This is a genomic window from Guopingia tenuis, from assembly GCF_014384805.1.
GTDB classification, from domain to species: domain Bacteria; phylum Bacillota; class Clostridia; order Christensenellales; family Christensenellaceae; genus Guopingia; species Guopingia tenuis.
Genome location: NZ_JACRSS010000006.1, coordinates 34,024 through 59,320 on the forward strand (window position 1 = coordinate 34,024; position 25,297 = coordinate 59,320).

The window sequence follows — 25,297 nt, forward strand, 5'->3', positions numbered from 1 at the left end:
AAGAAAGAAGTCATAAAATTTCTTTGCCTGCTTTCTTTTTAAAGAAAGTAGGGGGGGAGGAGAAACAATGGATACCTATGTATATCAGGTGGGCGGAAAGAACTATATCAACCTGACGAACCGCTGCAATAATGCCTGCGATTTCTGCATCCGGCAGAACAAAGTGGGGATACCGGGCTTTTCACTCTGGCTGGAAAAGGAGCCGGAGGCCGAAGAAGTCATTGCCCAGCTGGACGCTGCCGGGCGGGGCGACGTGGTGTTCTGCGGCTATGGCGAACCGACCCTGCGGCTGGACGTTTTAAAAGAAGTGGCGGCCTATGTGAAGAGCTATGGCGGCAAAGTGCGGGTGAACACCAACGGCCTTGCCAACCGGGAATATGGCCGGGATGTGGTGCCCGAGCTGGAAAACCTGGTGGATGTGATGTCCATCAGCTTAAACGAGGCGTCGGCGGAAAAGTATGACGCCGTATGTCACAGCATCTATGGCCCGGCGGCCTTCGATGAGATGCTGGATTTCGCGCGGCGGTGTGCCGGGACGCGGATGGATACGGTTTTGAGCGTCGTGGACGTGATCTCGCCGGAGGACATTGCGGTTTGCCGGGAGATTGCAGAAAAGGTGGGGGCGCGCCTGCGGGTGCGGGAATATTCCGCGGAATGACTGCCGCGGCGAAGCAGAGGCTTCCAAAAATAATCTCTGGCGTTTTTTGCGCTGATGGCGCAGGGAATCCCGGTTTGGGTTATTTTTTATGGGTTGGATAGAAAAACTTTCATAAGCCCATGCAGACGCTTATAAAACCATGTGTAAACGGCTGAAAACCAAGGCTTTTGGCATATCTTTATGTCTCTTGTGTTCTCGGCCTTCCGGATATGGGCATTCCCCTTCCATCAACTATTCCGCTATTTTTATTGTGCGAAAAGGGAGAGAAGGCTATGGAGAAAAAGAAGGAGATCCAACCAGAGAGGCCGGCAGAAGTGCCGGAGCGGGGCGGATATGCAGGTTATGGCATGTGCATCGGCCTATGCCTGGGCTTATCTGTCGGGCTGGCCTGCGGACAAATGGTCATCGGAATGGCGGCAGGTATGTGCCTAGGATTGGCGGCGGGAGCAGTCTTGCAGTGCATGCGGAAAAAATAGAACAGTTGCGGGCAAGGCAAACCGTATATTTTTTGGAATTAAAAGAGAGGGACAAAAGGAAAATGCTTTGTAAGGATGTTGTCTCCCTTTTGTAATCAGATAGAATGATTGGATTATTGTAGGAGAAAAATATCTCATAATTCAAAATAGCGTTCGTTTTGCAAAACGAACGCTATTTTCTTTTATATATTTTCCCCTAAGTTGTATGCTTCGGCAAGTTTTACATTCCCTGCAATATCGCCTATATTGAATACACCGCCGCAAAGGACTTTTCCTTTATCTGTCCATCCAAGATGTTTTATCAAGTGTTCATACCAGTAAACAGTTTCCTCAAAATCATTGCCTTCCGCAGCCATTAGCAAGGCACATTCTTTTTTTGGGTTTGCAAGATCATTATTACATTCCGCAACAGCAAATAAACGGTCAAATGTACATTTGAGCTGTCCGCTGATCGTCCAATAATACAGCGGAGAAGCCAGAACCACAATATCCGCTTTTTTGTATGCGGGATAAATCTTATCCATATCATCTTTCTGTACGCAGGGACGTATATTGTCTTTACCCCCCTTGCAACATCCGAGACACGGATGAATGTTCATTTTTTGAAGGTCAAAACAGATAACCGTATGCCCTGCATTCTCTGCACCTTCGGTAAATGCTTTAATTAACTCAGAAGTATTTCCTTTTGCACGAGGACTACCGTTTAAAATAATAATTTTTTTCGCCATATTATCTTCCTCCAACTCAAATATTGACATTTGGTAGTGTCTATACTATAATCATAATCTATAACATAATAAATACAAGTACTATCTTAAAAGATAGTTAAATGGAAAATAGAAATGATAAAAAATTTTATTGAAAATGCAAATTTTGAGGATACTGGCTTTAGTTATACTATGTCACTCATTAACGGAAAACATAAAATGGTTATTCTATATTGTCTTATGGAATTTGAACCTGTTCGTTTTAATGAAATGCGGCGTTATTTGAAAACAATTACTGACCGAACATTAAGTGCGAATTTGAAAGAATTAGAGGCTGATGGATTGATCGAACGAAAAGAATATCAACAAATTCCGCCAAAGGTAGAATATAGCCTTAGCCCGAAAGGGGCTTCATTGATGAAAATTCTTGATTTGCTTTGCATTTGGGGAGAAGAAAACCGTCCTGTATGATAAAGAAATCATTGCGGATACAAAAAATATCGACAGGAATAACGAGCATCAGATCTTGATTCAAAAATTCGTAAAATGCAGTACTTCCCGTAAGAAGGCACCCCAAGCTGCCCTTCGGAAAGGGCCTTATATCCGTGCCCGCGATGGAGGAAAAGCGGACAAGCCGCTGCTGTCGTTGGAAATCAATCCATAGCCCTTTTCTGCGTTAAACTAGTTTACCGTGCCATTGTTCCCATCGATGATGAACCTTCGGAAGAAATGTATTTGTATCCGATAAATCAAACAAAAAGCCCACATGCTTTTGCAAATCATCCTGTTTCGACCACGATGACTTACAAAAACATGTGAGCACAAGATATCATCTGGAATACCATAGGGCAGGGAAAAAATCAAACGCCGGACGGCCCGCTCTGCTCCTCCTGCCAGCCCTTGCAGACGTCGATCCAGCCCCGGCTATGGGAATAGGTGAACAGCTCCTCGCAGGAAAGCTCAATGGCGCTGTTGCTGCTGCCGGCGGCCGGAAATACCGTTGGAAAGCGTTTAAGAGAAATATCCGTATATACCTCCACATCTTCGGGAACGGCAAAGGGGCAGACGCCGCCCACGGCATGGCCGGTGAGGGCCAGGGCTGCGTCCGGCGAGAGCATCGATGCCTTTCTGCCAAACTGGGCCTTAAATTTGGGGTTGTCAATCTTGGCGTCGCCGGCGGCGACAATGAGGATGCAGCCCTCTTCCTTTTTAAAGGAGAGGGTTTTTGCGATGCGCGCCGGAATCACACCCACTGCCTGGGCTGCCAGCTCCACAGTGGCGCTGGAGGAGGGAAATTCCAAAATCTTGTCCGCCATGCCCAGTTCCTGAAAATATGCGCGTACTTTTTCAATCGACATCAGTCTGTCCTGCCTTTCGTTATACTTACTTATGCTTTGCCGTCCGCGTCCGGCGTGAGAAGCGCCTTGACGATCCGGTGCTTATAATCGTTCATTTCCCGCGGCCCGTCGACCATGCAGAGGGCCAGGCGGCTTTCCTCCTGATCCTCCCACCAAGCCACCAGCCAGGATGTCTTTTCCGTCTTATCCGAGCCTTTGATAGCCGTTCCGGTTTTGGCGGCCAGAGTAAGCCCCTCGATTTTTATGGATTTTGCCGTTCCGGAATTGACCACGTCCTTGAGCGTCGGGATGAGGGTGTTAATGGTGCTTTCCTTCATGATGCTGCTCTTATAAACCTCCCGCTCCATCGTCTGGGTGGTGACATATTTGTTGCCCTCGGTCTTTTTGATTTCGGAAACCAGCTTGGGCAGCAGGACGTCGCCGTTATTCTGGAAAGCGGTATACATGGCGGCGATCTGGATGGGGGGGAGCAGAAGCTCGCCCTGTCCGAAGGACATATCCGTGAGCAGCTTGCGGTTCATCTCAGTTCCCTCGTTTAGGAGATTGGATTTGGAGATATTCAGCTCAAAGGGCATTTTTTCGCCGATCCCCAGCTTTTCCATATAGGCCATAAAGTCCTCTTCCCCGAGAAGAAGGGCGGCCCAGCTGAAATAAATGTTGTCCGACTGTTTCATAGCCTCATCCAGGTTCAGCGGCCCGGTAGATTTGGTTTCGTCGTTTCGACCAACAGGCGGCCAGATCCAGGTTTCCGGCGGGGTCCACTTGTTGTCGACGATTTTATAAGGGAACACAGAATCCTTCGTAATCACCCCTTTTTCCAGCGCCGGGACGATGGAAAAAGGCTTAAACAGTGATCCTGGCGGATAAAGTCCCATGGTAGCACGGGGATAAAGGGGCTGGTTGCTTTCCTCGGATGTCAGGGCCGCATAATCCTCCTTGGAGATGCCGCCGGTGAACAGGTTGGGGTCATAGCAGGGGAAGGAGACCATGGCCTCTACAAAGCCGGTTTTGGCGTTCAGAACGATGGAAGTCCCAGTCTGTTCCTTTTGGAAGGTGGAGGCCATCTGGTAATAGGCCTTCTGCTGCAGCTTGGAACTGACCGAAAGGTGGAGATCCTGTCCATTTTCAGCGGGCTGCTCGCAGATGACGGATTTAAACTGGCCGTCCTTGGTGGAAAGCTGGACGCGGTATCCGTCCTTGCCCTGCAAAACCTCATCATAGGTCTTTTCCAGGCCATCCTTGCCCACCAGCGTTGCATTCGGGAACCCCTTTTCCGCAAGGGCGGCGGCTTCCTCCTCCGAGGGCGCGCCAGTATATCCCGTGATATGGCAGAAGATCTCCCCATAGGGATAATAGCGCTGGAGCGTCATGGAATCCGTATCGATCCCAACGCCCTCGATGCCCTCCAGAGCCTCTTTCTGGGCGCTGGTAAGCCGCCCCTTGACAAAGGCCTTCACGATCACATGGGCATAGTTATTTTCCAGCGCGGAATCGTATTTCTTTTTGATGGACTGGGCCTCCTCGTCGCTGAGCTCCAGCTGGTCCGTGAGGGAAGAGATGGTGCTTGCGATATTCAGCTCGCTGTCGACCTGGATATAGACGGTTTCGGCATAGTCGTTGGAAGCGATGACCGTGCCGTCGCTGGTAAAAATTTCGCCCCGCCGGCCGGGCAGCGTGATGATGGAGACCTTGTCCCCCTCTTCATAATCGGCAAGGATAAGGGAAGGGGAGTATTCCAGGTGCAGCCCGTCCCCATCCGAAATGATGCGAACCTGGCAGGCATTTTCGATTGTGCCGGCCTTTTTGGTCTCATAGCAGACGGTATAGCTGAGCAGCTGCGTCTCGTTTTCCAACGAGACTTTGCGGTCCTTCACGGTGATCTTCTCGGCCCCGAGGGAGTTTAAAACCGAAAGATAGTTTTCCTCAAAATCCTCGGCGGTGCCGGAGGTGCTGTATTTCCAGAAGTATTCAAACATGCCGGAGAAATTCCTCTCGCAGAGAAGGGCGAGGAAATCGTCGGCAATGTTGTTCATGCTGATGGCGGTTGTGCAGGAAAAAAGCGCAGGCAGACAAAAAGCCAAAAGGAGCAACATGGCGACCAATCGTTTTTTCAAGAACCAAACCTCCCTGTCACAAAAACTGTAATCCCATTATATAATAAGAAGGAGAGAATTGCAAAACAGGAATACTTTACAATATTTATGGAAACAATAGCAATATTATCGGGAAAAATGTTACAAAAATTTGACATTTCCCCGCAGGTATATTATACTGAGGCAAATCAGTGCGAAGGAGGAAGCCGATGAAAAGAAGAAAAAAAGACGATTTTGAATTGGATTCAAAGGCTCACCTGTCCGGCATACTGTACACGACCCGGCGGTCGACGATTACAGAAAAGGATTTTACACCAAAGAAAAAAAAGAGCCAGAAGGGATTTTTCGGCAGAGCGGCCGCATGGATGCAAAACGCCTGCCGGAGCATACAAAAGAAATTCCAAAGAAAAAGAGTGCCCAGGACAGCGAAACACACGCCCCGGAGATTTTTTGAAACACTCAAGCAAAAGCTGGGGATTCAGGGACGCTTTTTTGAGAGGGGCAGCAAGCCCTTCTATATTGGCGTGGCGTCCACCGGCCTTGCGGCGATTGTCTGCGCCATTGTTTTGACGTCGGGAATTCTGGAGCCTGCGGCTGTGGAAGTCACGGTAAACGATGCGGGCCGGGTGGTTTCCGCCATGACCAGCGAGGCGACCGTGGGAGAATTTTTCGATAAAAACGGCATCGAGATCCAGGACGGCGACGTTTTGGAGGTTTCAGAATCCACCCCCATCGAAGAAGGCATGGAGATCGTCATTCGCAGGGCCATGCCCCTCACCATCATCCACGGAAACGAAAAGACCCAGGTGCGGATGCTGGCGGGAACTGTGGAAGAGGCTCTTTCCCGGGCCAATATTGAAGTAGACCCGGAGGACGAAGTCTATCCCGTGCGGGATTCCTATGTTTCGGCGGGCATGTCCATCAACGTCATCGAAGTGGAGACCAAGACCATCACCGAGCAGGAAACGCTCTATTATAAAGAACTGACCAAGAACGACTCCACTCTTGCCAAGGGGAAGACCAAGTTGCAGACCGCCGGGAAAAACGGTGTGCAGGAGAACACCATTGAGATCACCTATAAAAACGGCGTGGAGATCTCCCGCAAGACGGTTTCGGAAAAGGTAATCTCCGAGCCGGTGGACCAGGTGACGCTGGTGGGAACCTATGAGGCGCCCAAGGCGACGCCAAAGCCCAGCACCAGCAAGCCTTCTTCCACCAAGAAGCCCAGCACATCCAACAGCAGCAAGCCGTCGTATTCCACAAACGACGACGGCAAGCTGACCAGTGTTCCCTCTGTCAGCGAGATTCACTCCGGAACGCTGTATGAGCACAAAAATGTGCCTGCGCCCGCGTCCTCGATTATCAAAAAGACGCTGGTAATCAACCGGATGACGGCCTATACCCACACGGGCAACCGAACGGCCACCGGCACCTGGCCCAAGATCGGAACGGTGGCGGCAGATCCCAAGCAGATCCCCTATGGAACCAAGCTCTATATCCCCGGCTATGGCTATGGCCGCGTGGAGGACACGGGCAGCAACAAGCACGACGCGGGAACCTATTGCCTGGACCTGTTCATGGAAACCAAACAGGAATGCATGACCTGGGGCGTCAAGCGCAATGTGAAGATCTATATTCTGAAATAGGAGGAAACGGCGGGCGGGGCCGAAACAGTCCGAAGCCCGAAGATATTTCCTTTCAGAAGAACTTTTCTGTATGTATGCAGGGCAATGCCGCCCGGCCGAAGCGCCGGGCGGTTTTTTATATGCCAAAATCCCCCGGGAGAGCGGCGGGCCTATGAAAAATGCGCAAAGCGGTGCGGAAAAGTTCGGGCCGCGGGAGCGCAATCCTGCGGGAAGTGCAGCAGTTCCGGGCGGAAGGAAAAATCCATTTTTCTTTCCGGGGAAAATATGATACCATAGGGGAAAGACGCTGGAAAAAGGAGAGGGCATGAAGGAATTGTATTCCCCTGCAGTCATATCCGGACTGCTAAAAAAATATGAGCTGGCTCCGCTCAAAAAGCTGGGGCAGAACTTTTTGAAGGATGGGCACATCGTGGAAAAAATCGCCCAGGCGGCGGTGGAAGAGGGCGGCGCCGTCCTGGAGGTGGGGCCGGGACTGGGGGTGCTCACCAGCGCCCTGGCCGAGCGTGCCGCCCGGGTGGCGGCGATCGAGCTGGACGGCGGCATGGTGCGGGTGCTGGGGGAAACCCTGGCGGAATATGGCAATGTTCAGGTGCTGCACCAGGATATTCTCAAAACCGACCTGGCGGCAGTGGGCCGGGAGATTTTTGGCGGGAAGCCATTCTGCGTGGTGGGCAACCTGCCCTATTATATCACCAGCAAATGCCTGCTCCATGTGATGGAGAGCGGCGCGCCTGTGGAACGGTTCACGGCGATGGTGCAGAAAGAAGTGGCGGACCGGCTGGCCGCCCGGGAGGGCGAAAAGGAATACGGCGCTCTCAGCGCCTCGCTGGCCTATTATGGCCGGACGGAAAAGCTGTTTGGCGTGAGCCGGGGATGCTTCCTGCCAGAGCCGGATGTGGATTCGGCGGTGATTCAGCTCCGCCCGCAGATCTGCTTTCCCGTGGAACGGGCAGCCTATGCCCGGGTGGTGCGGGGCCTGTTTTCCATGCGGCGGAAGACCGTGCTCAACAATATGAAAAGCGCCCTGGGGCTGCGCGGGGAACAGGCCCAGGCTGCTTTAGCGGCGGCGGGCATCTCCCCCGCCGCCCGGGCGGAAACCCTTTCTCCCGAGGATTTTGCTCGCCTGGCCGGCGTTCTCGGCTGACGGAGAGGCTGCTCCGTGCCCAGAGATATGAGAAAATCTGTTCCGACGATAAAAAACAGAGAATATACGTTTCCCGTGATCCCCAAGGATCCGAAAACTGTTGACAGAAGGCTTTTGCTGCAAAAGAAGGGAAAGGCCCGGCGTTTATGCCGGGTCTTTTTTGCAGGAAGAGCCGCATATAGTTAGGATAGAACGGGAGGGAAAAACAATGGCTTATCAAAAACGCAGATTTGTCCTTCGGGGCGAAGGGGAGTCCTGGGGAATTTTAACGCTGGAGGAACGGGAACGGCTGTTTTATTTTCTCGAATGCCCCAAACCGGCGACAGGGGATATCGTCCTTTTTTATGGCCCGCATTCCTGGAGAAAACTGACGGGAAACTGCGGGCATCAGCTCTGTATGCAGAGCCGCTTGGGAGAAATTCAGGCGGCGGCGCTGCTGCGGGAGGGAAAGGCCGTGCTGCGAGGTTCGGCAGGGCCGTTTGGCTGGGAGGAGGCCCTTTTGGCCTATGAGAAGGCGCAAAAGCCGGCAGACCCAGGGGAAGAGCCCCGGATGGATGCGGATGCGGGGGCAGCGCCCCCGGAAGAGGAAGGGGGAATGCGGGAACAAGTGCCCGCAGCATCTCGGGAAGCAGAAATTCCGGAAGCCGGAAGCACCGGGGAAGCCGGCCGGAGCGGGGAAAGGCCGGAGCCGTGCTCCTTTCTGGATTCCCTGCCCCAGATGGAAATGGCCTCTTCCCCGGCCAAACCAGCGGGGACACCGGAAAAACCTGTCCGGGAAGAGAAAAAAAGCTGCCATCCGAAACGCATCCGTTCCGTGCAGCCCTTTTCCTATCTGTTTGAAGATTCTCGGTGGGAACGTGTGGAATATCCCTTTGCCTATGGCCAGAGCGGATATCTCAAGGGAGAGATCTACCGGGACGGGGCGCTGATCGCCACCGCCATGGCCATTCCCGGGAAATACGCGCTGACGCCGCCGCCCTGGCTCAAGGGATTCAATACCTATTTGCAGGAGCAGGACGGCCCGGCGGGCTATTGGGTGCTCCTGCGGGACAGCGCCACCGGCCGCCCCACCAACCTGCAGGCCCTTTTATAGGCGGTCAGGCCGAGCCCTCCAGGGGACGGATTTTCACATGCTGCGTGAGGATCTCGCTATAGGCATAGCAATACCGCTTCTGATAGCTTCCGTTATCCACCCGGACGGTGAAGATATCCGGGTATACGCCGTCCAGGATTCCCTGGGCCTGCAGGATCCGGTTGCGGTCGCCAATCGCATAGAGGCTCACGGCGCTTCCCTCATATTGTTTCAGATCCCGCATGATGGCGCGGATGGTGTGGTGTGTCATATCGGTGCCCTCCTTTTCTTCGCTGGCATTAGGATATCCAGAATCAGGAAAATTATGCGGAGCGCAGATTTTCACAGGCCGGTCGGCGGAATTTTACAGCAATTTAACAGATAATCACATCAAAAAAGATGAAAACTGACAAATTTATGGGAAGAAAAAAAGGGGAAAATTCAGAAAATGCAGGAATCCGCATGAATAATTTCCTGTATATACAGCGGGAAAGATAAAACTGTATATACAGGCCTCAGAGGGAAATATGCACAAAGTTATCCACACTATCCACAAAAATGTGGAGAAACCCATGGAAACGTCCCCAAAAATGTGGATAAAAAAACGAGTTATCCACATTATCCACAAATATGCATGCGGAAATGTGAATAACTCGTCTTTTGGCACCTGTATATAAGTGCATGAATTCTCACATTGAAAGATCAGGCGGTCTGTTCGATGGTGAGCCTGTCAGCGATCAGGGCGATGAATTCTCCGTTGGTGGGTTTGTCGTTATTGTTATAAATTTTATAGCCGAAGATTTCGTTGAGATTTTCGATGCGCCCCCGGCTCCAGGCCACCTCGATGGCATGGCGGATGGCGCGTTCCACCTTGCTGGGGGTGGTGCCGAAATGCTGGGCAATGCCGGGATAGAGCTCTTTTGTGATGGTGTTGATGATCTCGGGGTTGCGGATGGTGATTTTGATTCCCTCCCGGAGGTACTGGTATCCCTTGATATGGGCGGGAATGCCGATGCTTAAAAAGATACTGGTGATTTTCTCATCCAGAGAACGGCTTTTTACGGCTGGAACGGGAACCTTTGTGGGGACAGAACGCATGTTGAAAAGATCCAGAAGGCGCTTATAGAGCAGATCCAGCTCAAAGGGCTTGACCATATAATATTTGGCGCCAAGGCTCAGGGCCCGCTGAATCATCGCCTCGTTGCCCAGGGCAGAGAGGACGATGGTTTCGGGCATTTTGCCATATTGCCCGCTGGAGAGCTTTTCCAGAAGGACAAACCCATCCGACTGGGGCATAATCAGGTCGGTAATCAGGGCGGTGGGCTGGGTCAGCTTGACCATTTCCAGCGCCTCCTGGGCGTTTACGGCAACGCCAACCACTTCGATCTCGGGTTGGCTTGCCATGAAGTCTTTGATGTTTGAGGATAAGTAGCCGTTATCCTCGGCGATAAGCAATTTGATTTTTTCCTGCATAGTCATTTTCCTCCGTCGTTTTCCGGCAACAAAAAATCTGTTTTTCATTGCCAAAAATAGTATATTATGGAATACGATTATTATAGCATACCCCCAGAGAAAAACAAAGTTTCCAGAAAAATATTGCTAAAATATAAAAATTTTGTGAAAAATTGATGTGTTTGAAGGATTTAACCGATGGGCCACAGGGAAAAGAACTGCGGGAAAAAACTTTTTTTAGGGAACACCCCCATTTCTCGGGGAATTTTGTTTCCCAGGAAATAGAGCGGGCCGCAAACGATTTACAGACGTTTGCGGCGGAAGATATGCAGGCAGCCGGCCAGAAGAATGAGAAGGGGAAGAAAGACCATCCCCACCGAGGCGACGGCCTGCAGAGAGCCGCCTGCGCCCGAGCTATCCTCCTGCACCGAGCGCAGGGGCTGGGCGGGGATGTTGATGTTGGCGTCCGTGGGGCTGATATATTCCAGGGTATCCAGAATCAGCTGGTCGTTCCCGGCAATCTCCAGGCTGTCGTTGGAGACAAAGGAGGAGGTTCCGAAGAGCACCAGCTTGGAATCCGCCCGCTCCGCCAGAGCGCCTAAAACAAATGGGCCACTGGGATCGCCATCCTCCCGAAGAAGGTTGGAAAAGCCCTTGATGATGGACTTTGTATGGCTGCTTTCCGGCGTTGTGATGAGAGGGCTCAGGGCCACATCCTCATGCTCATCCAGCAGCGAGACCGAGCTGGCATCGCTGAAAACGACGGGATCGCTGTTTTTTAGGAGTTTTTGGGTGATTATGTGCTTTTGTGCCGTAACAGCGAAATTTGTGGCGCGCAGACCACTGTAGGAAGGGTCGCCGCCCACCACCACATCGCTGTTCAGGGCCAGGTTATACCATTTCAAAAGGATATCAAAATAGGGCATATCGTTGGAATAGAGGAAAAGCTGACCCTGGGATTTGGAAAAGAAGGAATGGTCCATGAGAAAGAGGGCACGCCCGCCCTTGTCGAGAAATTCCCGGATGGCCTCATATTCCTCCTTGGAGAGGTCGGTTTTTGGGGAAACCACCACCAGGACATCCATTTGCGGGCTCAGCTTCCGCGCGGCGGCAGAAGAGAGGTTGATGGTTCCCACCTCGTAATTCTGGTTTTCCAGCTGGGCTTTCAGAACCGAAAGGGAAGAGAGGGAAGTTTCGTTATGGCCGGAGAGGAAGTTCAGCCGCATGGAGATGCCAGTTTCAATATAATGGATGGCAGAGGTAATTTTTGCCTCGGCCTTGGTGGCTGTGGGGATATAGGCGTTGCTATAGACAAAAAGGTCGCTCGGGGAAAGGACGCGGAAGCGTTCTCCCGTGCGGTCGGTAATGATGAGGGAATTGGCGGAAATGCTCTGGTCTGCCGTCTCAAACTGCTGATAGAAGGACTGGGATGTGGCATAGTTGACTTCCTTGACCTCCACCTTGGGGGAAGCGGCGGCATAGCGGTTCAAAAGAACCGGCAGAGGCGACGTATCCTCGCTGGAGGAAGTGAGGGAATAGATGACGATCTCCTGGTCCAGGTCCTGCAAAATTTCCCGGGTGGCGGAAGAAAGGGTATAGATATGGTTGCTGGAGACGTCGATTCCCAGCCCCAGCGCCTTTTCCAGCACGCCGGCGGCGATGTTCAGGGCCAGAATGGCGCAGAGAATGACGCCCAGAAGCAGGTTGCCGGATACGGAGTATGAAATTTTTCTGGCATGGCGTTTTGGACTCAAACCTTATTCTCCCTATGAAGACTGATAGACTTACAGGTAAACAGGACAAAGACCGCCGCGAAGGACAGCATATATAAGATGGAGGAGAGGCGCAGAAAGCCATATTGAAACTCCTCCAGCCGTCCAAACAGCGAAAAGACGGAGAGCAGCGAATGCAGCGCCGGATTGGCCACATTGGGCAGGATGGAATCCGTCATCCAGAGGATGATAAGGCAGATGGCGGTCACCAGCCCGGCCCGCAGGGGATGGGCAGACAGCGAGGAGATAAACACCCCGAGGGAAATGACCGCCAGCCCAAAGAGGGCAAAGCCCAGATAGCTCACGAGAACTTCTCCCGCACTCACATTTCCCCCGGCAAACACCAGAAGGGGAAAGATGGCCGTCAAGGCCAGGGAGAGGAGAAAGACCGTATAGCAGGCCAGCAGCTTGGCCGTCACCAGGGAAACGATGGGGAGCGGGCCGGTGAGCAGCAGCTTATCCGTCCCGATCTGCTGTTCCCGCGCCATGGAGCGCATGGTCAAAAAAGGAAACAGCAGCACCATGAGCACGCTGGTATTGGCGAAAATCTCCGTTACCTCGGATGTGTTCTGGGCAAGGACGAAACGGGTGAAATAGGAGCCGCCGAAAAAGAGAAAGACGGCCAGAAACATATAGGACGAGGCGCTTGCAAAATGAGAGCGCAGGTCTTTTCGGTATACGGCGCGCATCTGTCAGTCCCCCCCCTGTATTTTTCCGGTGAGCTGGAGGAAGATTTCCTCCAGGGACACGTTCAGATACTTCATCTCCAGGATGGGAATGTTCTCCCGGGCGCAGGCCGCCCAGACCTGCGGCCGCAGGTCGGTATCCACGCCGGATTCCAAAATAACATCCAGCGCGCCCTCCTCCAGGCCGGGCTGGGCGCTGACATCCTCAACACTCTCCATGGAAGAGAGAATCCGGCGCAGTTGGTCCAGCGTCGCATGGAGGGAGAGCTTGAGCCGGTTTTTATCCCCGGCCAGCGCACGCAGGTTGGCGATGGAGTCGTTGGCGATGAGCTTGCCGCCGTTGAGCACCAGGACATGCTGGCAGAGCTCCAGCACTTCCGCAAGATAGCTTGAGAAGATGACCATGGTGCGGTCCTGCCGCAGGGATTTCAAAATTTCCCGGATCTCCCGGGTATCCGCGGGGGATAGCCCGGCGGTGGGCTGATCCAGCAGAAGGATGGGGGGATCGTTGATGAGTGCGCCGGCGATGCCGATGCGGCGGATCACGCCCCGGTCGAGATTGAGGATCAGATGGGGCAGATATTCCGAAATTCCCATGATATCCGAAACCCAGGCGATGCGCCCGGGAACCTGCCGGCGGGGCAGACGGTGCAGCCGGGAGAGAAAATCCAGATATTCCCGGACAGTCATGTCATAGTAAATGGGGTTGTTGGCGGGCAGATAGCCGATGGCGGCCTTGGCCCGGCGGGGATGCCGCTCGATGTCATATCCGTTGATGGAGACACTGCCGCCGCTGCTGGCGGTATAGCCGGCGAGAATGTTGGCAATCGTGCTCTTGCCGCAGCCCGGCCGCCCCAGCACGCCGGTAATCTGCCCGTCCGGAATGGTAAAGGAAACGTCGTTGACTGCGACGGACGCGCCGAAATTCTTATAGAGCATTTTGGCTTCGATCATGCGCTTTTCCTCCCTTCCGGCGGCCTTTTGCGGCCCCTTTGATTCATTAAAAATTATAGCAAAGGCAAAATGTATTTACTGTAAATAAATTATGAACAAAGAAATAGCAAAAGAAAAGGGGATTTAGTCATTTTTTTCCGGATTTCTCTATAAACATAACTAGAATGGCTAAAGACTCTTAAAAAGACCTTGGAGGGAAGAATATGAGCATGTTGAAACAGGAGATTATCACCGAGAACAGCCGCTGGATGACGGACTGCCAGGCACTCATCGAGGGAACCCTCAAGCTCCCTGAGGGGCTGGAGGAGATTTCCGGGATTCTGGAGATCGCCGGCCTGGCGGAGCTGGGGGAGATCCGCGCCGGAGAAGGGCGCATCGATCTGGACGGGACGGCCCGGTTCAGCATCTTATATATGGATAAAAAAGGGGAGATTGGCTGCTTCGATTCGGAATGCCGCCTGGCCCACGGCGTGGAAGAAGAGGGCATCACGCCGGATATGCAGGTGCTGGGGGAGATCCGCGTGGGGGATGTGACGGGAAAGCTCATCGACGGCACATCCATTGCCATCCGGGCCGAACTGAATATCAACCTGTATGCCCTGGGCAACGAGGAATTTGAGCTGCTGGAGGCATATAACACGGATAAAAATGTGGAAATCAAGGAGCAGGTGCAGAAGCTGCCCTATATCCGGACGGCCAAATGCGTCCAGTCCTATGTCAAGGATGAGCTGCGGGTACCCCAGAGCATGCCTCCCGTCCGACAGGTGCTGCTCTCTCGCGGCTATGCCGTGGCAAAAAATATTCATAAAGAAGAGGACAAAATTGTAGTGGAGGGCGACCTTCGGGTGTTTATCGTGTATCTGAGCCCGGATAAAAACGCGCCGCTGCAATATATGAGCGAAACCCTGCCCTTTGGCGAGATCATCAACGACGCCGGCTGCACGGAGGATTCTCCCATCTTTGTGACGGCCAACCTGGAGCGGCTGGTGGTGGATACCCAGGAGGAAAACCCGGATCTTTTGGAGGTTTCCGCCGTCATCCGCATTTGCAGCCTTTGCTTTGGGGAAAAGGAGACGTATCTGGTGGAGGACCTGTATGACCGGCAGCACGAATGTAAGCTGACCTGGCTGCCCATGCAGACCTGCCGCCGCCGGCAGCTGGAGGGGCAGAAGAAGGTGGTCCGCATGGGGATCACCGTGCCGGACAGCGCGCCGGAGGTGGCTCGGGTGCTCTATTCCTGCGCTATGCCCGAGATCCTCTCGGTGACGCCGGGAAGGGACCGGGCGGCCGTGGAGGGTGTGATGCGCTATCTGCTCTGCTATACTACGGCGGATGCGGGCATCAAGAGCCTGCAGGCCTCCGTGCCATTTACCACGGATCTGAGCCTACCCGGAGTCGGCGAAAATTCGGATGTGCATGTGGAAGCGTTTGCGGAATATGCCGTTGTGGAAGGCTCCGGCAGGGAGCTGGAGGCCCGCTGCTGCATGGAAATTTGCGCCTATGAGACGGTTTGCACCAGCTTCCGGGCGGTGGCGGATGCGGAGATGGGCGCCGAACTTCCGGTGGCGGCGCCGGGGATCGTGGTGTATTTTGCGGGCGGCGGAGAGAGCCTTTGGGATATCGCCAAGAAATTCCGGGTGCGTACGGACGCATTTGCCGGGGAGTGGGAGGACGACGGACAGCCGCTGGAGCAGGGCACAAAGCTGGTTCTCATCCGGAGCTGAAGACAATGGGGGCATACAGCCCCCTTTTTTATGGAGAGCAGGGCGCCGCTGCATGGATGGATCGGGGCCGGAAAAGGATTGCGGTATGGTAAGGGCCGGGAGGCTCGTCTGGAGAGGAAAAGCCACATCATCATTGGAGAAAACCGGAAAAATGGACAGAATATAGGAGAGGCTTCGCAAACGGAGGAGCAAGAGGATGTAAAAGGCTGCACGTTTTTGGAACACCATAGGACAAAGGGGAAGGATAAAATCGCAAAAATACGAGAAATATGAAAAAAACGGGAAAAAATTTCTGAAAAAATAGAGATAAAATGAAAAAAAGGCGGAAATGCCCGGAAGAGCAGGATAAATATAGGGATTCCGCCTATACGTTTTGACGAACTACTGCTATAATACAAGTGATATTAAGAAGAGATAAAGATAGAAGAAGGCTTGAGAGTTAACAGAGATGAATAAGTTCCATATCACATTGCGTCCTGTACAAAAAATTGCTTTGGCTTTTTTGGCAATTATGTTGCTTGGCGGGTTTATTCTCGCCATGCCTTTTTGCTGGAACGAGGGATATGAGGTGAGCCTGGTAGACGCCATGTTCTCCTCTTTTTCTGCTGTCTGTGTGACTGGGCTTGCGGCTGTGGAAATCGGGTTGGTTTTCAACATGACCGGCCAGCTGGTCATGCTGGCGCTCATTCAAATCGGCGGCCTGGGAATCATGACGGCGACTTCCCTTATCTTTATGGCGTTGGGGAAGCGATTTTCCCTGTCAGACCGGCTGACTATGCAGGAATCGTTAAATGAAGATAAGCTGCAGGGGGTTGTGCGGATGACGCGCAGCGCCACGTTTCTTACCTTTGGCTGCGAACTGGCGGGGGCGGCGCTGCTGTCCATCCGCTTTATCCCGGAATTTGGATGGGCCAAAGGGATATACTACAGTGTGTTTCACGCGGTTTCCGCGTTCTGTAACGCGGGATTTGACGTTTTCGGCAAGGGGACAAACTTCATGCCCTATGCTCAGGATCCGCTGGTGCTCATCACCATTATGGCTCTGATCGTCGTGGGCGGTCTGGGGTTCCTGGTGGTGTTGGAAAGCGGGCGCTGGGCGATGCACGGCTTTCGGGGGCGGCTTTCCCTGCAGGCCAAGGTGGTTTTAATAGCGACGCTGTTCCTGATCGTTGCGGGGACCGTGATTATCTGCGTGGTGGAATGGAACAATCCGGAGACGCTGGGAATCCCGTCCTTCAGCGCCGGAGATAAGATCCTGAACGGTGCTTTTCAGTCGGTGACGACGCGCACGGCGGGATTTTCCTCCTTCCGGCAGGGCGGGATGCATTCGGTGTCGGCGCTGGTGACGATCCTGCTGATGTTCATCGGCGCGTCCCCGGCGGGAACCGGCGGCGGCGTCAAGACGACGACCTGCGTTGTCATGCTGAGCCTGCTGGTGGCGATCATCCGTGGGCGGGAGGATGTGACCATACTCCGGCGGCGCATCAACTGGCAGACGGTTCTCCGCTCCATTGCCATCATTCTGTTAGGCATGATTTTTGTCGGCGTAATGACGTTTATTGTGACGACGCTGGAATCCAATCGGTTTGACACCTCGCGGATTCTTTTCGAGGTGGTTTCGGCCTTTGGAACCGTGGGCCTGAGCCAGGAGTTGACGCCGCTTCTCTGCCCGGCCAGCAAGGTCGCCATCATTTGCTGCATGTATGCGGGAAGAGTGGGACTTATAACGGTTATGACGGCCATCAGCATGCGGATGGCCAAGGGAAATGGAAAAATCCGGTATGCGGAAGAGCGCATTATGGTTGGATAAAGGAGAAGGAAAGCAATGAAAAAACAGTTTGCCATCATTGGCCTTGGGCGGTTTGGCGCATCCATTGGAGAAGAACTGATGAAAATGGGACATCAGGTGCTGGCCATCGAGAAGGACGGCGAAAAGGTGGACTCTCTGGCGCGGCAGTTTACCCATTGCGTTCAAGCGGATGGGACGGACGAGGACAGTCTGCGGGATCTGGGCCTGCGCAACTTGGATGGTGTCATTATCGCCATAAGTCAGATCGAATCCAGCATTCTGATGACGATGCACTTGAAGGACCTGGGAGTTCCATTTGTCTGCGCGAAGTCCCACAGCGATATGCACACCAAGCTGCTCTATAAAGTGGGGGCCGATCGGGTGGTATTTCCGGAACGGGATATGGGAATCCGGCTGGCGCACAGCCTGGCGCTTTCCAACATTTTTGAGGTGATCGAGCTTTCCAAGCAGTGCAGCATCATTGAAATTGCAGTTTTGGATCAGTGGATTGGAAAGAGCTTAAAGGAGCTGGATCTGCGCAAACATATGGGCATTAACATCGTCGGCATCAAAACCGGGGAGGAGGAAGTGGAATTGACGCCCAACCCGGACCGCCCGCTGCAGCGGGGCCAAACCTTGATTATCGTTGGAAAGGATACCGCCATCGCGAAATTGACCGAGAAATAAAAATGGCAGGTCGGGGCAAAATAATCTTTAAAAAGGCTTGATTTGGCGCGGAATATCTGCTATAATAATCCACGCCGCAATGCGGTTGTATGCTATTTTGGCAAAAAACAGAATCAAATGGTTTGGAGAGATGGCTGAGTGGCTGAAGGCGCACGACTGGAAATCGTGTTTACGTTGATAGCGTAACCAGGGTTCAAATCCCTGTCTCTCCGCCAGCAAAAGAGCCCGGAATTAACATATTCCTGGGCTTTTTTGTATACCCTTTTACTGCATAGTTTTTTGAACACATCGTTTGCGAGCCGGGCGGCTTTCTCCCATTCCCCATTCATATGGTGCCCGCCGGCACTAAAGGAACCAAAGTCATTTTTATGACCTCCGATCTGCTTAATCAGCTCGGCAGGACTGTTTTATTCACGATGCGATGCAAAAGCCCGGCGATACTATGGCTGTTTGTTTAGCGCGCGAAATAATGCCTCCACCGCCTGCCATTTATTCGCGGGCGTGCGCTTTTGATGACAACAGTTCAGCCGCAGACCTTACACCGGCCGCGGTTGCCGGCCTGGGCAATGGTTCCGGATTTGATGGTTTTGGAGCGCTTCAAGGTGGCGCAGTTTCTGGAGATATGGTATTTCCCGCCGGAGGGCGTCCAATAGACGGTTGCAGATTCTTCCCTGAAGGGCTTTGGCGTGGGCTTGGGCGCAGCCGCAGGCTTCTGGGTGGCGGCAGGAGCCTTTGTGGCCGATGCCTTTTTGGTTGCCGAGGGCTTTTTGGCAGCCGCTGGTTTTGCGGCAGCCGGCGCCTTCACGGAAGGGGAAGGCGAGGGAGATGGTGTTGGAATCACCGTGGGCGTCGGAGACGGAGACCACGTTGGGGCAGGAAACGGCGTGGCAGAGGCGCTGGGCGTTTGCGCCGGGGCAGAACCGCAGGCCCAAAGAGCGCAAGAGACAGCAAAACAACGGCAGACAAAACAAATTTCCGCATGAGACTTTTATATCAGTTCAAAGTATTGTAATAGTTGAAAATTATGCAATATAAATATATTACAAATGGGCCGCCGCACAAGAGGAATCCGGGGAGAGGAACGAAGAAAGATGAAAAACGACGAAAAATAGATTTTTACCGGGACGGAAAACATGGGGGAATGGAAAAGAATTTGTGCCGGGAAGGTGGTTTCCCCGCGGCGTCTATGCTACAATATAGACAAATTTCAATAGAAAGCGGGTGAAATCATGGAAAAGGAAACACGCAGGGAGATTATGGAAAAGACGCGGGCCCTGATGGAAGCGCCGACCTGCAGCAGCGAGGCAAAGGCGGCGGCGCAGCGCTGGCTGGATGCCGCGGGCACCGAGGCGGAAAAAGAGGAAACCCAGCGGTATATAAAGGAGCTGGAAGGGGATATCATGCCGGTGGATATGCTCATCAGCTTTGCCAAATCCGAAAAAGGAGCCGCCTATTTTGGGGCGGAAAAGGCTGCGGAGGTGGCCGCCCATGGGGAGGAGATCCGGGCTGCGGGCGCGCAGTACTGCGACTGCCCTGCCTGCGCCATTGTGGCAGAGATTCTGGATAAAAAGGAAGATCTTTTGAAATAACGCCATGGCTTTTAAGGCGCCCGCCGGTTCCGGCGGGCGTTTTTTTATTTTGCGCAGGCCGGAAAGCAGAGTGCTTGTGCCGGGAAATGCCCGGCAAACGGGGAGGGGAAAGCGGCGCCGGAGAAACAGGCCCGGGGGCGTTTTATTGTGAAAAAGAAAAAAGACAGCCCGGAATCCCGGGCTGCCTGATTCGGCGGATTATTCCGCTCGCTTATTTCAATTTATTGCCGCATCCGCCGCAAAATTCATCGGCAGAGGAAACTGTGGCGCCGCACTGCGGGCACTTCACGGTCTGCTGAGCGCCGCAGGCCGGGCAGAAGTTCGTGTCCGCCGCAATCGACGCGCCGCAGGAAACGCAGGAGCGCGCCCCGGCAGCCGCCTGCTGACGGCTCTGCATCTGCTTGACAAGGCCGGAGGAGCGAAGGGCCAGAACCAGAAGCCAAACCGCCGCGCCGGTATAGAGCAGATAGGAGAACTGGATGATGAATCCCCGGAAGGTGACCAGGGAGACGATGAACATGATAAGCTCCAACAGGCCGAATACGCTCATGGAGATGATGATTCCCATATCATCCTTGCGGACGAAGCAGAGGAACAGGCCAAAGAGCAGGAGCAGCGTGCCCAGAGCGTTGAACAGATCCGAAGCGGTGATGGAACTGATGGAAATGATAGATGCCAGAATCAGGAACAGAAGGCCCAGGCCATAGAAAATATAGTTGACCTTGAGCATGCTGTTGAAAGCGGGGATGGATTCAAAATGTTCTTTGAGTGCTTTGCGGTAATCAGACATGAGAAAATGTCTCCTTTCTTATATTCAATATTAAAATCAATAGATTACTTAGCCGATGGAATCTGCGCGCCGCAATGGGTGCAGAACCGGGCGCCGGGCTTCAGGGCCGTTCCGCAGGAAGGGCAGTTGGCCGGCGGCTGCTGCGCAGGGGCTGCCTGGGGCTGCTCCGATGGTTGGGGCTGCGGGGCGGGAGCCTGCTGCGGCTGCGGCGGAGTATACGGAGGCTGGTAGGGCTGTTGATAGGGCGGCTGCTGATAGGGCTGCTGGCCATAAGGCGGCTGCTGTCCATAGGGATATTGCCCATAGGGCTGGCCGCTCACTTTTTTCTTCCCCAGAAGCCGGATGGCGGCGATAAGGGAGAAGATGAACGTGAGAAGCAGAATGACGATGATGCCGATGAAAACGAGCGTAAGGCCGGTGACTGTTTCCTGATCGAAAAATATGCCGTAATAGGGAAGGGAATCAAACATGGAAACCAGGAAGAGCAGAGTCATCAGCCCCGAGATGATGGAACCGATGAGGACGGACACCCCGTTGGGAATGCTCACGAGCACGCATATGGCGACCATGCCCATGATAATCAGCCATACGCTGGGCACCAAATCGGAAATAGACGATACAACGACGGAAACGATGATCAAAACTGTGAGGAGATAGCTCAATACCATCGCTGTGACACGAAAGCCTGTTGACTTTTTCATGATTTTCCTCCAACTTTTTTTATAAATATATGAAAGATATAACCTACTTATCATTTTATCGAATCCAAAGGGATTGTCAATATTTCGGCAGGGTTTTTTTGGCAGATCCGAAAGAATTAAAGGGGTTGGAGCGGATTTATGAAAGGGATCGGCAGAGGGACGGAGCGGCGGCGGAAAGAAGGCGCCGCAGAGAGCGTGAAAGGGGAAGAAAGGGCTTTGCCCGGCCGATACTGTTTAGGAGAATAAAAAGAGGAGCGCAGATGATTTTCTGCGCTCCCTTTGCTTTTTATCCCACAATGGCGATGGCTTCTACCTCCACCAGCACACCTTTGGGCAGCGTCCTGACGGCGACGCAGCTCCGGGCGGGCTTGGTCACGAAATACCTGGCATACACGGCGTTGAATGCGGCAAAGTCCTTCATATCCGCTAAAAAGCAGGTGGTTTTGACGACGCTTTCAAAGCCGGAACCACCGGCGGCCAGCACAGCGGCCAGATTTTTCATGACCTGTTCGGCCTGAGCGGTGATCTCACTGCCCACGACTTCGCCGCTTTGGGGGTCGCAGGGGATCTGGCCGGAGGTGAACAGAAAGCCGCCGCACGCCTTGGCCTGGGAATACGGACCGATGGCGGCCGGAGCCTTTGTGGTTTCAATGGTTTGGATCATGGTTGTTCCTCCTTCTTATTTCAAAATATTAAAGAATCAGCGTATCAAAATGATGGTTGGAGACCGAGAGGCTGGCGCCCAGGATATAGGGTTCCTGCTCCCGGTAATCCGGCGAAAGATCCAGCTGGGAATAATCCAGATGGATGTTGCCGCATAGGCGGAACCGATTGAAGTTCAGCACCTTTTCCCGCAGCCGCCGGAGAAAATAGTCCCCCTCAGAGGCAAAAAAGCCCTGGAGAACCACGCGCTTGGCGCTGTTCAGGCTGATGAGGTTGTGGATCAGGATGGAAAAGATTTCCACGAGATAGTCCACAAGGCTCTGCCCAAAGGGATCGCCCTGGCTGGCGGCGGCGAAGATATCCCGCGGGGCCAGGGAGCCCGAAAGAAATTTCTGACTGACCGGAGAGGCGGGATATTTCTGCCATTCCATGGAAGCACGCTCCAACAGGGTGGTTTCCCCCACCAGCGTCGCCAGACAGCCATGCCGCCCGCAGGCGCACCGCTTGGGCGAATGGGGGTCGATGATGATATGCCCAAAATCGCCCACCACGCCATCGTATCCCGGAACCAGCTTCTGCTTGGTCAAAAGGCTGGCCCCCACCAGAAAATATTTGGTGGAAATGACGATGACCGGGTTGTTTTTCCGGTTTTCCTCGAAAAGGAACTCGGCATAGGCGGAAAAGCGGTGAGCCGTGTCGATAAAGATATCCACGGGGAAGGCGAGCCCCTTGCGGATATCCTCCCGGAGGGGAAGATGCGTCCCCCAGGGTTCATGGGTGGGATAGAGGAGGGTTCCGGTGTTGGTGTTTACAATTCCGCTGCAGGCCACGGCGATCCCCATGATCTGGTCGGTCGGCACGCCGGTTTCCCCGAGGGTTTGGGTGATTGCCCGGAGAATTCCAGAGAGCAGGGCCGGATAGCCGGCCTCCGGGTCCAGTTCTTCCGTACGGCTATACCGCACCCGCCCCAAAAGGCCAGTCAGGGAACAGACGATCCGATCCGGCTGAATGATGGAAAGGACGATGGTATAGCCATATTCGGGATTCAGGGCAAATAGTTCGGGCTTTTTCCCTCCATCTGAAGTGGATTCCCCTTTTCCCGCTGAAAGAAGGATTCCCGCATGGCAGAGATCCGCAAACATTTTAGAGATGGTGGTTTTGCTCAGGTTGGTTTTTTCCGAAAGCTCGCTGATGGATATTTCATCAACCAGCTGCAGCAGGGACAGGATCATTTTCTGATTATGCTGCCTTATATTTTTCGGCTTGCGGCTGGAATAAAAATTGCTCACATTTTTCTCCTTTTTCATTCAGTTTTAGCGGAAACATGGGAATACAGTATTTATATTCCACAAAGCATGGGGGAAATCCTCTTTATGCCAAAGAAGCGGGGCGGCCTCAGGGGCGGACCGGCAATTCCACGACCTCCACACGGTAGCCATCCGGGTCCTCCACAAAATAGAGCCGGAGCTCGGGCTCCTCCAAAACGACAATGCCCGCCGCCTTATGCTTTTGAAGGAGCGCATCATAGGAATCCGTATAAAAAGCCACATGGAATTCCTTTTCCCCCAGGGCATAGGGGGTCTTGCGGTCCCGGTTCCAGGTAAGCTCCAGACGAAAATCCGAAGCGTCATTGCCAAGAAAGGCCAGACGAAGGGCACCCTCATATGCCGTGAGCTGGCGCATAACCCGCAGGCCGAACTGCTCGGCATAAAACGCGCAGCTGCGCTCGATATCCAAAACGCTGTGGTTGCAGTGATAAAAACGGACCATAGTTTCCTCCTGATATTTTATATGGATTGGTTTTGGTGAAAAAAGAGGGGCTGCTGGATTTGGGAGGAGCTTTTCTCCTCTCTATTATCCCGGGTATTCTTTGAAAAGTCAATAAGCAAAGAAAATTTTTAAATAAAGTTTTAAAACTATATTGACAAATTAAAAAACCTCCCGTATAATCGAATCATAGCAAACATCCTTTGGAAAACATCACAAGCAAAAGAACATAAAACGACCCTTAGAGATAATTCAATACCCAACCGCTTCTTTAGAAAACCCCGCATGGGGGAGACAAAGAGGACCGCAGAAGGAGTTTCTCCTTCTGTTGCGTACCAGCAGCCCTGGGTAGAGCTCGCCCCGGCCTGCGCATAAACCACAAGGAAGAAGGCGGGAGCCGAGCCTATGGATTTGGGATTTCTCGCGGCGCCTGGCCTTCGGAAAAGAAACAACATCATGTTAGGAGGTAGTGAAAAGTGTCCGAGAAGAGAATCTTAATTGAGTGGCCGTCGCTAGGCGCGAAGGTTCAGATGTGCAAAACCGATAAGAACGCCAAAATGTTCGATGAATACTGCAACCGGCTGCCCTATCATGCGCTGCAGATCCACGCCATGGTGGCGGGATATCAGTGGTATCATTACAGCCCCTGTGTGGTGGACGAAGTGACCGACCTGATCGATTATAACCCCAAGCTGGACGAAATCGACGACGGATGGCTGCTCTGGACGCCGCTGGCCGGCCTGGTGGGCTGCGCCTATGGCCATAACACCGAATATCTGCGCACCATCCCCATCGCCAAAGTGCGGGACGAGGATCTGGAAACCCTGCGCAGTGTGGGAAAACGCATTTGGGAATCTGTAATGTACACGAAGGAAATCATCGAAGTGCGTTACAGCGTAATTGAAGCATAAGGAGGTGCCGCAAGTGAACGCAAGATGTGAAGAACTGGCCAAAATTCTCGATGCCGAGAGAGAAAAGCTGACGATTGAGGAGCCTATGGACAGCAAACGGCTCCGGCTGGGCCTGATGGATCCGCCGGCGGGTGCATATAATCAGTATTTCACCAACCATTTCTTTGCCGACGCAGAGATCCGCGGGCTGGGCATGAACCTGAACACCATCGACCACTGCCTGCGCGACGACAAATTCACCATGGAGCAGATCCGCGTGATCGCGGGCTATATGCTTCCCTTCAGCGGCGAATTTCTCGATTATGCGGGCCTGCGCGACGTTTGGAAATACCTGAGCGAATTCATCGAAATGGTCAACACCATTGACGAGAAGGAGGATCTGAAAAACGTCTGCCGCGCCCTCATGATCTATTTGAACTATGTCCATGCGTGGACGCACTTCTATGCGCCCTGGGGCGCCGGCGGCAGCGCTTTCAACTTCCGTTCCAAGGAAGAACGGGCGGGGCTGGAAGCCTATTTCGCCTCGGAAGACGCCCTGAAGAAGGCATATCCCTTTGACCGGGGGCAGAAAAACCTGAAATAAGGGGTCTTTTTCGACCGGAAAATACCTCGGGCGGCGGCTTCGGATATGCCCGGGCCGCCCGCCCATCAAAATCAC

Annotated in this window: 26 protein-coding genes and 1 tRNA gene; 13 read left to right on the plus strand and 14 right to left on the minus strand. The window is 53.3% G+C overall.

Annotated elements, in window-relative coordinates; translation table 11 throughout:
- Positions 1–67: 67 nt before the first annotated feature.
- Together H8693_RS10020 and H8693_RS10025 are read left to right on the plus strand one after the other, a co-directional pair.
- On the plus strand, positions 68–658 hold the full coding sequence (locus H8693_RS10020; RefSeq protein ID WP_249280854.1) for a TatD family nuclease-associated radical SAM protein: 591 nt from the start codon (positions 68–70) through the stop codon (positions 656–658).
- 272 nt (positions 659–930) lie between these two features.
- Complete coding sequence (locus tag H8693_RS10025) at positions 931–1,134, plus strand: hypothetical protein (protein ID WP_178619082.1); 204 nt, start codon at positions 931–933, stop codon at positions 1,132–1,134.
- Positions 1,135–1,316: 182 nt separating this feature from the next.
- Here the strand turns inward: H8693_RS10025 and H8693_RS10030 are convergent, their stop codons facing one another.
- Positions 1,317–1,862: a flavodoxin family protein gene (locus H8693_RS10030; protein ID WP_249280855.1), complete on the minus strand. Its 546-nt coding sequence runs from the start codon at positions 1,860–1,862 to the stop codon at positions 1,317–1,319.
- 114 nt (positions 1,863–1,976) lie between these two features.
- On the opposite strand from H8693_RS10030, the gene H8693_RS10035 reads away from it, so the two are divergent.
- Positions 1,977–2,312: a winged helix-turn-helix transcriptional regulator gene (locus H8693_RS10035; RefSeq protein ID WP_249280856.1), complete on the plus strand. Its 336-nt coding sequence runs from the start codon at positions 1,977–1,979 to the stop codon at positions 2,310–2,312.
- A gap of 389 nt (positions 2,313–2,701) precedes the next feature.
- Here H8693_RS10035 and H8693_RS10040 read toward each other — a convergent pair whose 3' ends face one another.
- The gene (locus H8693_RS10040) at positions 2,702–3,199 is read right to left on the minus strand and encodes a YbaK/EbsC family protein (protein WP_178619325.1); all 498 of its coding nucleotides are present in this window, start codon (positions 3,197–3,199) and stop codon (positions 2,702–2,704) included.
- Between the two features lie 29 nt (positions 3,200–3,228).
- Entirely contained in the window at positions 3,229–5,313 is a 2,085-nt protein-coding gene (locus H8693_RS10045) for a penicillin-binding transpeptidase domain-containing protein (protein WP_249280857.1), read from the minus strand.
- 188 nt (positions 5,314–5,501) lie between these two features.
- Here H8693_RS10045 and H8693_RS10050 point away from each other — a divergent pair, with 188 nt between their 5' ends.
- From H8693_RS10050 to H8693_RS10060, 3 genes are all read left to right on the plus strand, one after another.
- Positions 5,502–6,938, plus strand: a complete 1,437-nt coding sequence (locus tag H8693_RS10050; protein ID WP_249280858.1) for a G5 domain-containing protein — start codon at positions 5,502–5,504, stop codon at positions 6,936–6,938.
- A gap of 304 nt (positions 6,939–7,242) precedes the next feature.
- Entirely contained in the window at positions 7,243–8,082 is an 840-nt protein-coding gene (rsmA, locus tag H8693_RS10055) for a 16S rRNA (adenine(1518)-N(6)/adenine(1519)-N(6))-dimethyltransferase RsmA (protein WP_249280859.1), read from the plus strand.
- A gap of 208 nt (positions 8,083–8,290) precedes the next feature.
- Positions 8,291–9,175 carry a hypothetical protein gene (locus H8693_RS10060; RefSeq protein WP_249280860.1) on the plus strand — a complete coding sequence of 295 codons (885 nt, stop codon included), beginning with the start codon at positions 8,291–8,293 and terminating at the stop codon, positions 9,173–9,175.
- 4 nt (positions 9,176–9,179) lie between these two features.
- Here H8693_RS10060 and H8693_RS10065 read toward each other — a convergent pair whose 3' ends face one another.
- The 5 genes from H8693_RS10065 to H8693_RS10085 form a co-directional block, all read right to left on the minus strand.
- Positions 9,180–9,425, minus strand: a complete 246-nt coding sequence (locus H8693_RS10065) for a Veg family protein (protein ID WP_249280861.1) — start codon at positions 9,423–9,425, stop codon at positions 9,180–9,182.
- A 431-nt stretch (positions 9,426–9,856) separates the two neighbouring features.
- Positions 9,857–10,627, minus strand: a complete 771-nt coding sequence (gene spo0A, locus H8693_RS10070; RefSeq protein ID WP_249280862.1) for a sporulation transcription factor Spo0A — start codon at positions 10,625–10,627, stop codon at positions 9,857–9,859.
- 281 nt (positions 10,628–10,908) lie between these two features.
- The gene (locus H8693_RS10075) at positions 10,909–12,360 is read right to left on the minus strand and encodes a GldG family protein (RefSeq protein WP_249280863.1); all 1,452 of its coding nucleotides are present in this window, start codon (positions 12,358–12,360) and stop codon (positions 10,909–10,911) included.
- Complete coding sequence (locus tag H8693_RS10080; RefSeq protein WP_249280864.1) at positions 12,357–13,067, minus strand: ABC transporter permease; 711 nt, start codon at positions 13,065–13,067, stop codon at positions 12,357–12,359. Before H8693_RS10080 ends, H8693_RS10075 begins: the two co-directional genes overlap by 4 nt.
- Before the next feature lie 3 nt (positions 13,068–13,070).
- The gene (locus tag H8693_RS10085) at positions 13,071–14,018 is read right to left on the minus strand and encodes an ABC transporter ATP-binding protein (protein WP_249280865.1); all 948 of its coding nucleotides are present in this window, start codon (positions 14,016–14,018) and stop codon (positions 13,071–13,073) included.
- A 203-nt stretch (positions 14,019–14,221) separates the two neighbouring features.
- Here H8693_RS10085 and H8693_RS10090 point away from each other — a divergent pair, with 203 nt between their 5' ends.
- From H8693_RS10090 to H8693_RS10105, 4 genes are all read left to right on the plus strand, one after another.
- Complete coding sequence (locus tag H8693_RS10090) at positions 14,222–15,742, plus strand: DUF3794 domain-containing protein (protein ID WP_249280866.1); 1,521 nt, start codon at positions 14,222–14,224, stop codon at positions 15,740–15,742.
- Between the two features lie 538 nt (positions 15,743–16,280).
- On the plus strand, positions 16,281–17,552 hold the full coding sequence (locus H8693_RS10095) for a TrkH family potassium uptake protein (RefSeq protein WP_178621552.1): 1,272 nt from the start codon (positions 16,281–16,283) through the stop codon (positions 17,550–17,552).
- A gap of 15 nt (positions 17,553–17,567) precedes the next feature.
- Positions 17,568–18,218, plus strand: a complete 651-nt coding sequence (locus H8693_RS10100) for a potassium channel family protein (protein ID WP_178621554.1) — start codon at positions 17,568–17,570, stop codon at positions 18,216–18,218.
- Between the two features lie 124 nt (positions 18,219–18,342).
- Positions 18,343–18,433: transfer RNA gene (locus H8693_RS10105), tRNA-Ser, on the plus strand.
- A 308-nt stretch (positions 18,434–18,741) separates the two neighbouring features.
- On the opposite strand, the gene H8693_RS10110 is transcribed toward H8693_RS10105, so the two are convergent.
- Entirely contained in the window at positions 18,742–19,059 is a 318-nt protein-coding gene (locus H8693_RS10110; protein WP_249280867.1) for a hypothetical protein, read from the minus strand.
- A gap of 388 nt (positions 19,060–19,447) precedes the next feature.
- On the opposite strand from H8693_RS10110, the gene H8693_RS10115 reads away from it, so the two are divergent.
- The gene (locus H8693_RS10115; RefSeq protein WP_249280868.1) at positions 19,448–19,807 is read left to right on the plus strand and encodes a molecular chaperone Hsp90; all 360 of its coding nucleotides are present in this window, start codon (positions 19,448–19,450) and stop codon (positions 19,805–19,807) included.
- Between the two features lie 211 nt (positions 19,808–20,018).
- Here the strand turns inward: H8693_RS10115 and H8693_RS10120 are convergent, their stop codons facing one another.
- The 5 genes from H8693_RS10120 to H8693_RS10140 all read right to left on the minus strand — a co-directional run bounded on the left by H8693_RS10120 (position 20,019) and on the right by H8693_RS10140 (position 23,731).
- On the minus strand, positions 20,019–20,597 hold the full coding sequence (locus tag H8693_RS10120) for a zinc ribbon domain-containing protein (RefSeq protein ID WP_249280869.1): 579 nt from the start codon (positions 20,595–20,597) through the stop codon (positions 20,019–20,021).
- A 44-nt stretch (positions 20,598–20,641) separates the two neighbouring features.
- Positions 20,642–21,298 (minus strand): zinc ribbon domain-containing protein, encoded by a 657-nt coding sequence (locus H8693_RS10125; protein ID WP_249280870.1) that lies wholly within the window; start codon positions 21,296–21,298, stop codon positions 20,642–20,644.
- Between the two features lie 286 nt (positions 21,299–21,584).
- Positions 21,585–21,962, minus strand: a complete 378-nt coding sequence (locus H8693_RS10130; protein WP_249280871.1) for a RidA family protein — start codon at positions 21,960–21,962, stop codon at positions 21,585–21,587.
- A 28-nt stretch (positions 21,963–21,990) separates the two neighbouring features.
- Positions 21,991–23,250 carry an ROK family transcriptional regulator gene (locus tag H8693_RS10135; RefSeq protein ID WP_249280872.1) on the minus strand — a complete coding sequence of 420 codons (1,260 nt, stop codon included), beginning with the start codon at positions 23,248–23,250 and terminating at the stop codon, positions 21,991–21,993.
- 106 nt (positions 23,251–23,356) lie between these two features.
- On the minus strand, positions 23,357–23,731 hold the full coding sequence (locus H8693_RS10140) for a VOC family protein (RefSeq protein WP_249280873.1): 375 nt from the start codon (positions 23,729–23,731) through the stop codon (positions 23,357–23,359).
- 473 nt (positions 23,732–24,204) lie between these two features.
- On the opposite strand from H8693_RS10140, the gene H8693_RS10145 reads away from it, so the two are divergent.
- Positions 24,205–24,639, plus strand: a complete 435-nt coding sequence (locus tag H8693_RS10145) for a hypothetical protein (RefSeq protein ID WP_249280874.1) — start codon at positions 24,205–24,207, stop codon at positions 24,637–24,639.
- A gap of 13 nt (positions 24,640–24,652) precedes the next feature.
- Positions 24,653–25,222: a cucumopine synthase-related protein gene (locus H8693_RS10150; protein ID WP_249280875.1), complete on the plus strand. Its 570-nt coding sequence runs from the start codon at positions 24,653–24,655 to the stop codon at positions 25,220–25,222.
- The last annotated feature ends 75 nt before the right edge of the window (positions 25,223–25,297 follow it).